The sequence below is a fragment of the Gracilibacillus oryzae genome, assembly GCF_009498735.1.
GTDB lineage: Bacteria > Bacillota > Bacilli > Bacillales > Amphibacillaceae > Gracilibacillus > Gracilibacillus oryzae.
On the sequence record NZ_ML762428.1, the window covers coordinates 248133 to 257498 of the forward strand.

General features: G+C 39.3%; 8 protein-coding genes, 1 pseudogene and 1 riboswitch. Of the genes and pseudogenes, 3 read left to right on the top strand and 6 right to left on the bottom strand.

The window, feature by feature from the left end; translation table 11 throughout:
• A pseudogene (gene serC / locus F9U64_RS22940) lies at nt 1-677 on the bottom strand (3-phosphoserine/phosphohydroxythreonine transaminase); the annotation flags it as partial.
• Nucleotides 678-730: 53 nt separating this feature from the next.
• Nucleotides 731-810: riboswitch (ZMP/ZTP riboswitch) on the bottom strand.
• Nucleotides 811-981: 171 nt separating this feature from the next.
• Between serC and F9U64_RS09280 the strand changes: the two are divergent.
• From F9U64_RS09280 to F9U64_RS09290, 3 genes are read left to right on the top strand one after another with little or no spacing between them, the layout of a single operon-like run.
• A complete protein-coding gene (locus tag F9U64_RS09280; RefSeq protein WP_153402728.1) occupies nt 982-1677 on the top strand; it encodes an HAD family hydrolase in 696 nt (231 codons plus the stop codon).
• A 15-nt stretch (nt 1678-1692) separates the two neighbouring features.
• Nucleotides 1693-2061, top strand: coding sequence for a hypothetical protein (locus tag F9U64_RS09285; RefSeq protein WP_153402729.1), 369 nt, complete (start codon nt 1693-1695; stop codon nt 2059-2061).
• Between the two features lie 39 nt (nt 2062-2100).
• A complete protein-coding gene (locus tag F9U64_RS09290) occupies nt 2101-3261 on the top strand; it encodes an MFS transporter (RefSeq protein WP_153402730.1) in 1161 nt (386 codons plus the stop codon).
• A 643-nt stretch (nt 3262-3904) separates the two neighbouring features.
• Here the strand turns inward: F9U64_RS09290 and F9U64_RS09295 are convergent.
• From F9U64_RS09295 to nikA, 5 genes are read right to left on the bottom strand one after another with little or no spacing between them, the layout of a single operon-like run.
• Nucleotides 3905-4663, bottom strand: coding sequence for an ABC transporter ATP-binding protein (locus tag F9U64_RS09295; RefSeq protein ID WP_153402731.1), 759 nt, complete (start codon nt 4661-4663; stop codon nt 3905-3907).
• A complete protein-coding gene (locus F9U64_RS09300) occupies nt 4660-5460 on the bottom strand; it encodes an ATP-binding cassette domain-containing protein (RefSeq protein ID WP_153402732.1) in 801 nt (266 codons plus the stop codon). The genes F9U64_RS09295 and F9U64_RS09300 overlap by 4 nt, the downstream gene beginning before the upstream one ends.
• Nucleotides 5457-6305: a nickel transporter permease gene (gene nikC, locus F9U64_RS09305; RefSeq protein WP_153402733.1), complete on the bottom strand. Its 849-nt coding sequence runs from the start codon at nt 6303-6305 to the stop codon at nt 5457-5459. Before nikC ends, F9U64_RS09300 begins: the two co-directional genes overlap by 4 nt.
• A complete protein-coding gene (gene nikB, locus F9U64_RS09310; protein ID WP_153402734.1) occupies nt 6302-7249 on the bottom strand; it encodes a nickel ABC transporter permease in 948 nt (315 codons plus the stop codon). Before nikB ends, nikC begins: the two co-directional genes overlap by 4 nt.
• On the bottom strand, nt 7250-8734 hold the full coding sequence (gene nikA / locus F9U64_RS09315) for a nickel ABC transporter substrate-binding protein (RefSeq protein WP_228275647.1): 1485 nt from the start codon (nt 8732-8734) through the stop codon (nt 7250-7252).
• Between the last annotated feature and the right edge of the window lie 632 nt (nt 8735-9366).

Below are 9366 nucleotides of genomic sequence, written 5' to 3' on the forward strand. Positions count from 1 at the left end.
TGATAATCAAGCATTGTCGGACAGATGTCTGATGCATTACCGATTAAATCTTCACGAATAATGACAACTGTTAATCCTGCTGGTCCGATATTCTTTTGTGCACCTGCGTAAATAATGCCAAACTTGGAAACATCAATATCCTCTGAAAGAATATTGGATGACATATCAGCAACTAATGGAACATTTCCTGTATCAGGGATCTCCCGGAAAGCTGTTCCTTCAATTGTATTATTTGTTGTAATATGAACATAATCTGCTTCAGGATCAATCATGTCTGCTTCGATCTTAGGAATAAAAGTAAAATTCTCCTCCTCAGATGATGCAATAACATTAACTTGTCCATATTTATTTGCTTCTTTCATTGCTTTTTTAGACCAGGAACCAGTATTCACATAATCTGCTTTACCATTTTTCATTAAATTAAGTGGAACCATGGCAAATTGCTGAGATGCCCCACCCTGTACAAACAAAACCTTGTAATTATCAGGAATACTCATTAATTCTCGAAGAAGACGTTCTGCTTCTGTAATAATATCTGTAAATAATCCTGACCGGTGACTTAGCTCCATTACAGACATACCAGAATCTTTGTAATCAGGCAGTTCCTTTTGTGCTTTTTCTAAAACGGCTAAAGGCAACATAGATGGACCTGCTGAAAAATTGTATACTCTCTTCATCTACAACCACACTCCTTATTTATATGAAATAGAAAGAGGTAAGGATAAATCCTTACCTTTGCCCAGGCGAGCGGCTATCGATACTATGTGCTCCCTTACGGTTATCCGCACCTCGCCAGTTACACACAGCTTGTTATTTTGTGATTATTTTAACAATATTTCGACTAATTTTCAATAATAAAATAGTTAAACTTTTGTTAACAATCAGATAATTCTTTTCGATAATCATTGGGTATACATTCCTTCCAAGTATTGTGTTATGATAAAATGATGAAATACAATAGTTTTTAAGGATGAATAAAAAATGAAGACAGTTATATTCGATGTGGATGATACACTTTATGATCAATTGCAGCCATTTAAAAATGCAGTAATGGAGCGATTAGATCATCCATTCTCACCTCAGGAAATTGCCTCATTATATCTTGCAAGCAGAAAGTATAGTGATGAAGTTTTTGAAAAACATATGAATGGGGAAATATCGGCTCTTGAGCTTCAAACATACCGGATCACGAAAGCTTGCGATGAATTTGGTCTGATCCTGTCTCAAGAGGAGGCCATTGCGTTCCAGCATACCTATTTGCTACAACAGCAACAAATCACCTTATTGGCTGATATAGAAATACTTTTACATAGACTTGATGAGCAAGGCAAGCAGATAGCAATATTGACAAATGGGGAACAGAACCATCAAATGATGAAAGTGAACCAGCTTGGATTAGAACGATGGGTCCAAAAGGATAATATATTCGTATCTGGTGCCATTGGTCACTCTAAACCCAGCCCGGAAGTTTTCCAGCATATCGAGGACAAACTCCAATTAGATAAGGAAGAAACCGTTTATATTGGTGACTCGTATGAAAACGATATTGTCGGAGCAAAACAGGCAGGGTGGAAAGCAATTTGGCTCAATCATCGTCAAAGAAAGATAAACGATCAGAAATGGCAAGCAGACTATTCTGTTGATCATACATCCCATCTACTGTCTATTTTCAACTAAAACGGGGGTAGAACAATGAGATACAGACGTGATGAGACATTTCGTTATACCTTTAACCAGCCAAAGCACGGGCTTTTTCAAATAGTGAAAGTAAATGGAAAAGATGTGGAAAGTAAACAAGGCAAGTTTTTAGTTCACAATATCAGTCCAAGAGGCATGCAAGTATCTACTTCTTTCGATTTAATGTTTAAAGAAGGGAAGGATATAATTATCCAGTCAACCTTTGAACTTGTGACAGAACACACTGTACACGGCCGGATAGCATGGCAGAAAAGAAAAGACAGCTATTTTTACGGAATCGATCTGATTATTGACGACCAGCAATCTGATTATATCATTGACGATTTAAAACAATTTATTCATAACGAAAAATCAAATTTATAAGCGATCATCATCACTTATTCTACTTGGAGTGACTTAATTTTGAATTCAAAAAAAATATTAGCCGTACTATTTGCTGTCATGTTTTTAGTAATGGTTGGCTTCGGGATCATTATTCCTGTCCTTCCGTTCTATGCAGAGGATCTCGGAGCATCACCTGCACAGCTCGGCTTACTGATGGCAGTTTATTCTTTAATGCAATTTATATTCTCCCCAATGTGGGGAAGGGTCTCTGATCGCATCGGCCGAAAACCAGTTTTACTGATAGGAATAGCTGGGCTTTCTCTATCATTTTTCCTGATGGCATTCGCTACACAATTATGGATGCTGTTTGCAGCAAGAATTGTTGGCGGTTTGCTCTCTGCTGCTAACATGCCAACAGTGATGGCATATGTAGCAGATATTACAAGTGAGGAAAACCGCAGCAAAGGGATGGGCATTATTGGCGCTTCTGTTGGCTTAGGTTTTATATTCGGCCCGGCAATCGGCGGTGTTTTTTCTGAGGAAAATCTCGCGACACCATTTTTATTAGCAGGTACTTCCTCTGTTATTACGTTCTTTTTAGTAATGTTTTTTCTAAAAGAATCATTGTCTTCTGATAGTGAGGCTGTCCAGAAAAAACGGCCTTCATTACTTCAGGCTTTAAAAGAACCTGCAGCTCCATTGTTTCTTTTGCAATGGTTTGTTTCTATTTCACTTGCAGGACTTGAAGCGACATTTGCCTATTTTGCTTATGATAAAGCAGGTCTCGGTACCGTCCAGCTTGGTTATATATTTATGATTATGGGCTTTGCCGGTGCATTGGTTCAAGGTGGATTAGTTGGCAGGATGACGAAAAAATTTGGTGAAGGCAATGTGATCCAAATCGGAATTATCACCTCTATTATTGGCTTTACTTTGATACTTTTTGTCAACAGCTTTTTAACTGCCGCTGTTTTCCTTTCGATCTTCGGAATCGGAAATGGCTTGATTCGACCAAGTGTCTCGTCATTGCTTACAAAACAAGCCAAGTCTGGATACGGACAAGTAACCGGACTCTTATCGTCATTTGATTCACTCGGGAGAATTATTGGCCCACCGCTTGGCGGACTGCTGTATGGATTAGCCATTTTCATGCCTTATGTGTCAGGAGCTATCTTGTCGGTAATAGCATTAGGCATTTATTATATTTATGTGAAGAAAATGCGGGCAGAATCAGTTTAAATAGAGCTTTGAAGAGGCTGGGACAAAACTATTTTATTGCGATAAAACCCGAACTTTAATTAAAAGGTTCGGGTTTTTGTTCATGTGGAAAATTTGGCTCATATGTCGCTCCGCCAAAACACTTCGCTTTCCGCGGGCATCGCTTCAACTTCCACAAAAAAGCAAAAACCGCTTTTTCTGCGGGATTTTCAGCTGATGCTATTCCCGCAGGAGTCTCTGTGTTTTGACTGCGCTTCGTATGTGCGTTCATCTCTTGATTATGGTATCGTTCGTATTATGGGCAAACAATATTAGTTATGTCCTGTCCTCTTGTTAAATACAATTCCTGGTATGGAGATATGAAAGAAAATGTAATCATAGCGTAGAAAGGGGGATCTCATTTGAATTTTTGCACTCATGAATGCTTCATAGCATCATAACTATGGAATACTCCCCGAGTTTTGCATGTATGAACGCTTCATAACATCATATCTTTGATACACTCGCCTAGTTTTGCATGTATGAACGCTTCATAACATCATAACAATGGAACACTCGTCAAGTTTTGCAGTCAAAAAAACTTCTCCAACTTTTTCCCTCTCTATTCATAAAAAAACTCGGCAATCGCATTGCGCCTTTGCGAGTGTCGAGTCCTGTATATCATTTAAAAAATAGAAATCAGCTCTTTAGTATATGCATGCCGTTGATCTGAAAAAATATCTTCTTTATCAAACAGATCGGTGACTTCTCCATCTTTCATCACCATAATTCGCTGGCTCATTTGGTGGACGGCAGCCAAGTCATGAGATATAAACAGATAGGATAAATTAAGTTTCCTACGTAAATCGTCTAATAATTCCAATACAACACCTTGTGAGATAACATCTAAACTGGCAGTCGGTTCATCCAATACAATCAGCTCTGGTTCCATACTGATGGCACGGGCAATGGTGACACGCTGTCGCTGGCCTCCACTCAACTGGTGTGGATACCGGTCAGCCATTGATGCAGGAAGCTCGACAACTTCTAACAATTGCCTGATATAATCTTTTTTGGAGGTAAACTGAAAATAATTCAAGTCTGCCTCACCCTTTAACTGTTCAATTGGATCAAGTAATGAATCTTTTATTTTCAATTTTGGATTCAGGGATGCAGTCGGATTCTGAAAAACAATTTGCATTTTTCTTCTGATTGGCCTAAGTTTCCGCTCGGACAATGACTCTATCGCTTGACCATTAAACTGGATCGATCCGGAATCAATTGGTTCCATACGAAGCAGACATTTAGCTAACGTACTTTTTCCACAGCCACTCTCACCTACCAAGCCGAGACATTCCCCTTTTTCAACGGTAAAAGAAACGTCTCGAAGAATATTTTTACTGCCTTGATAGGATTTCGTCACATGCTGTACATCGACGATCATAAAATCTCCTCCTGATCTAACCCTGATGGTAATTGTTTTCTTAACAGAGGGGCTGCTTTAATCAATTGCTTTGTATAACTGTGTTGAGGGTGATCCAGGATTCGGTGCTTTCCTCCTGATTCAATGATTTGCCCATCCTTCATTACTGCAAGGCGATCAGCATATTTTCTGACATGCCGCCAATCATGGGTAATAAAAAGAATCGTGCAGTTTGTCTCTTTTTGCCTCTGTTTTAATAATTCCAAGATTTTGTATCCGGAAACACTATCAAGTGCTGTTGTCATTTCGTCCGCTATCACAATATCTGGAGAAAACAATAAAGCAAGTGCAATCGATACCCTTTGTAATTGACCGCCACTTAACTGGGAAGGAAATCTTTTCAGTAAGTGTTGTGAGAGCGCTACTGACTCAAGTGACTCTATCATTCTTTCATTTTGCAGCTTGGTATCATTTAATCCCTGGACTCTCATATATTCTTTGAAATGGTGTTCAATCGTATGAAATGGTGTAAAAGATCCTAAGTAGTTTTGGAAAATATAAGTGATTCTTTTCCCTCTCACTTGCCTAATTTCTTTTTTATCAAGGGAAAGCAGGTCTGTATCACGCAAATAAATATTGCCTTCCACCTTTAAGGAAGAGGGCAATAGCTGGCCGATAGCCTGTGTGATCATACTTTTCCCACTGCCGCTCTGACCTACAAGTGCAAACCATTCTCCTTCACGAATGGATAAGGAGACATTGTCTATGATCGTATTGTCTTTATTCTTAATGGTTACATCTTTTATTGAGAGTATCATACCTTGCCTTCTTTCTTCACATCAAAATAATCTCTTAAATAGTCTCCAAGCAAGTTCGTTAACAAAACAACAATTACTATCGCCAGGCCAGGATAAAGCATCAGCTGCGGCATTGAATTAAAATATGGGCGCAGTTCATTTAACATTGCTCCCCATTCAGGCATAGGTGGCTGTACACCTAAACCGATATAGGAAAATGCGGAGATAAGTAAGATCACCTTGCCAAAATCCAGGCTTGCCATAACCAAAACGGATCCAATTACATGGGGAAATAAGTGTTTGGAAACAATTTTCCTTGGTGATAATCCGTTCATTTTGGCAATCCAGATATATTCTTTTTGTGATTCTGCTAAAACCGTGCTTCTGACTAAGCGAGCATAGTTCACCCATTTTATCAAAGTTATAGCGAGTATGAGATTACCAATCCCTGGACCAAGCAGACCAGCAAGAACAATCGCAACGATCGTATCAGGAAAAGCCAAAAAGGCATCTGCACTGCGCATAAACACACGATCAATCATTCCCTTAAAATAACCAGAAAGTAATCCAATTGGAACACCAATCAATAAGGATGCCAGTAAAGCCAGCGCACTGTAACCAATCGTATATTGGGCACCAATCCATATCCTTGTCAGCATATCTCTCCCTAAATGATCTGTGCCTAAGGGATGCTCCAGACTCATACCTGCTAATCGGTTCCCCATATCCACATGATTGGAATCATGTCTTAAATAGGCAAACGTATATAATAAACTAACAATTACCAATATAATTGCAGTGATCGCTATTACTTTTTTCCATTTTGTTTTTTTTCGCTGATCAATATTTATCGTCATAGCTTTCATTCTTGTGTCCCCTTTTCTTCCCATCTTAATTCAGGGTGGAAATATCGGTAGGACAGATCTACACATGTGTTGACAAGGAAAACGACAATCCCCATTATCAGGATATAACCTTGAATAAACGGATAATCACGCTGTCTGATCGCATCAACCACCATTTTACCTAGTCCTGGGTACGCAAAAAGCACCTCAATTACAAGTACTCCACCAATTAAACTGCCCATACTCACTCCGAATACGGTAATAACAGGAGGAAGACTAAATCGAAATGCATGCAGAAAGAAGATTCGCCATTCTGATATACCTCTTGCCCTGCTTGACTGAATAAAATCCTGACTAAAGGCATCCAGTAAACTTGAGCGAATCAAGCGTACGTATACACTTGATATCGCTAAGCCTAAGGTAAGGGATGGTAATATCAGATTGGCAAAACCACCACGCCCCATTGTTGGAAGCCAACTAAGCCTGACTCCAAAAAGATCGATTAATAACAGCCCTAACAGAAAGCTGGGGACTGCTGCACCAATAATAGACAGTGAACGACCTAACTGATCAATCCAGCTGTCGCGGTACAACGCAGAAAGCGAGCCTAAAGGAACGGCAATAAGCACCATAATAATGATTGCTCCAACAGCCAGCTCAAGCGTTGCTGGTAATCCCAGCAAAATCATATCTGTTACTTCTTGCCCTGTTACATACGATTCGCCAAAATCTAATTTAACAAAATTTAATAACCAGTTTCCATATTGCACAAGCAACGGGTCATTAAATCCCATTTCTTCTCTTAATGCATCCACTTGCTCCTGGCTGACCGACAGCTCGTCTACGTTCAAAATAGTAAGAGCAGGGTCTCCTGGTGCCATCCGTACAAAGGCGAAACCAATAAATGTGATAAATATAATAAAGAATAAAACTTCTATAAATTTACGTGCAATGATACGAAGCAATTATTTCACATCCAGTTTATTCGTAATCATATAATATTCACTCTTTGTTGTGACCCAATTTTCCACCTTATCTTTGTTATAGGCAACAATCGTAGAAGGGTGAAGTACAAAAGAGTTTATTTTATTTTCAAATACATAGTCTGCTGCCTGTTCCGCCAATTCTGAACGTTTATCTTGATCAACTGTCTGATTTAATTCATCAATAATTGCGGTAAGTTCTGGAACCTCGGCACCACTAAAGTTAAGTGCTCCTGTTGGATGATATGTGGCATTTAAATAATAACCAGCATCCCCTCTTGGTGCAGTTAAATTACTATATGTCGCCAGATCCCAGTCACGATTTGCTGCCATATACTCTTCCGGAATATCAATTTGTCTAATTTCAACATCAATCCCGATTTCCTTTGCATCTGATTGGAATACCTGTGCAATTAATGGTAAGTCAGGTCGTGCTGGATAAGTCAAAAGAGTTAGAGTTAAAGGCTTTCCATCTTTTTGCATTACCCCATCTACTCTTTCATAGCCTGCTTCTTTAAGGTAAGCTAGTGCTGCTTCCGATCCTGTTTCCGGTTCTTCATAGCCAGGTGCAAACGGCAAAGACGGCAGGAATGGTCCATAAGCTACTTCGGCATGACCTAATAAAATGTTGTCAACTATTTCTTGTCTATTAATAAGCGCATCCACCGCACGTCTTACATTAACATCTGAGAGACTTTCTCTTTGCATATTCATTGTCATCTGGTGTACACGGAATGTTGCCGTTGAATCAACCTGGATATTGCCTTGCGATTTTAATTCTTCGATACTTTCTGTTTCCGGTCGATAGACGATATCTACTTCACCAGACTGAAGCGCCATTGTCCGCGCATTTGGATCTTCATTAAATGAGAATGTCACACGATCAAGCGGTGATACACCATCCCAATAATCATCAAAACGAACAACTTCCAGCTTACTTCCTGGTGAGAATGATTCAAGGGCGAAAGGACCTGTCCCAATTGGATGATTAATAATATCTTCTGCCGTCACATCGATAATGGACACATTTGGATTTACTAACTCTGAGATAAACTCAGGGAATGGTTCTGTTGTAGTAATATTCAGTGTGTTACCTTCTGCTTCTATTGTATCGATCTTAAGGGCATTTTTCATCGCAACACTTTCCTCTATTGTACGTTCAAGAGAAGCCTTAACTGCCTGCCCGTCCATTGGATTACCATTATGAAAAGTTATCCCTTCTCTCAGATGAATGGTCCAGTTTGTCCCATCATCCCCTTCCCAGCTTTCAGCAAGCCATGGAGCGATCGTTAGATTCTCTTCATCTAGTTTAACTAATGTTTCTGTAATACCCGCTCTGATTGGCACATAGCTTGAATCAACATTAGGGTCTAAAGAATTCGTTGCAAAATTATATAGAAAATGGATATGTTTCTCTTTTTCTTCGCCTTCTGTTTGCTCTGCAGAATTGCATGCTGTTAATACCATGAATATTAATAAAATAATACCTAAACTTGATAAAACTCTGAAGCTCTTTTTATGTATATCTAAAAAGTCTCTCAACATCCCGCACTCCCTTTTCGTAATTATTACGATTTACACATTATCGTAATCATTCCTATTTGGCAAGTGAAAAATAGGAAAATATTAAATTAATAATCTAACTAAAGTTGCGAAAAAAAGAGGCAGCAGACAGCAGGAGGTTTATAAATGCCTTGAGGTGGGTTGAAATAATTCGTCTTGGCATTCGGAAATCATCTCAATGCCTTGAGCGGATTAAAAATAGGGCGCCTTGGCATTCAAAGTCCTTCTCAATGCCTTCAGCTGTCCAAAAGTAGTGCCCATGGCATTCAGAGGTCTTCTCAATGCCTTCAGCAGCTAAATACTAGTGCGCCTTGGCATTCGGAGGTCTTCTCAATGCCTTCAGCAGCTAAATACTAGTGCGCCTTGGCATTCGGAGGTCTTCCCAATGCCTTCACCGGTTCAAAAATAGCGCGCCTTGGTATTTAAAGACCTTCTCAATGCCTTCAGCTGTCCAAAAATGGTTAAGCCAGTATAATTGTGTAAAAAGAAAAGCCATTATAGCTTTCCTCATGATACAATGTTTTCAACCACGATAA

What these genes read in the sequence shown, in the direction of transcription:
- F9U64_RS09300 (WP_153402732.1), bottom strand. Translation starts at nt 5,460, where the DNA reads ATGATACTCTCAATAAAAGATGTAACCATTAAGAATAAAGACAATACG.
- F9U64_RS09285 (WP_153402729.1), top strand. Translation starts at nt 1,693, where the DNA reads ATGAGATACAGACGTGATGAGACATTTCGTTATACCTTTAACCAGCCA.
- nikA (WP_228275647.1), bottom strand. Translation starts at nt 8,734, where the DNA reads ATGGTATTAACAGCATGCAATTCTGCAGAGCAAACAGAAGGCGAAGAA.
- nikC (WP_153402733.1), bottom strand. Translation starts at nt 6,305, where the DNA reads ATGAAAGCTATGACGATAAATATTGATCAGCGAAAAAAAACAAAATGG.
- F9U64_RS09280 (WP_153402728.1), top strand. Translation starts at nt 982, where the DNA reads ATGAAGACAGTTATATTCGATGTGGATGATACACTTTATGATCAATTG.
- F9U64_RS09295 (WP_153402731.1), bottom strand. Translation starts at nt 4,663, where the DNA reads ATGATCGTCGATGTACAGCATGTGACGAAATCCTATCAAGGCAGTAAA.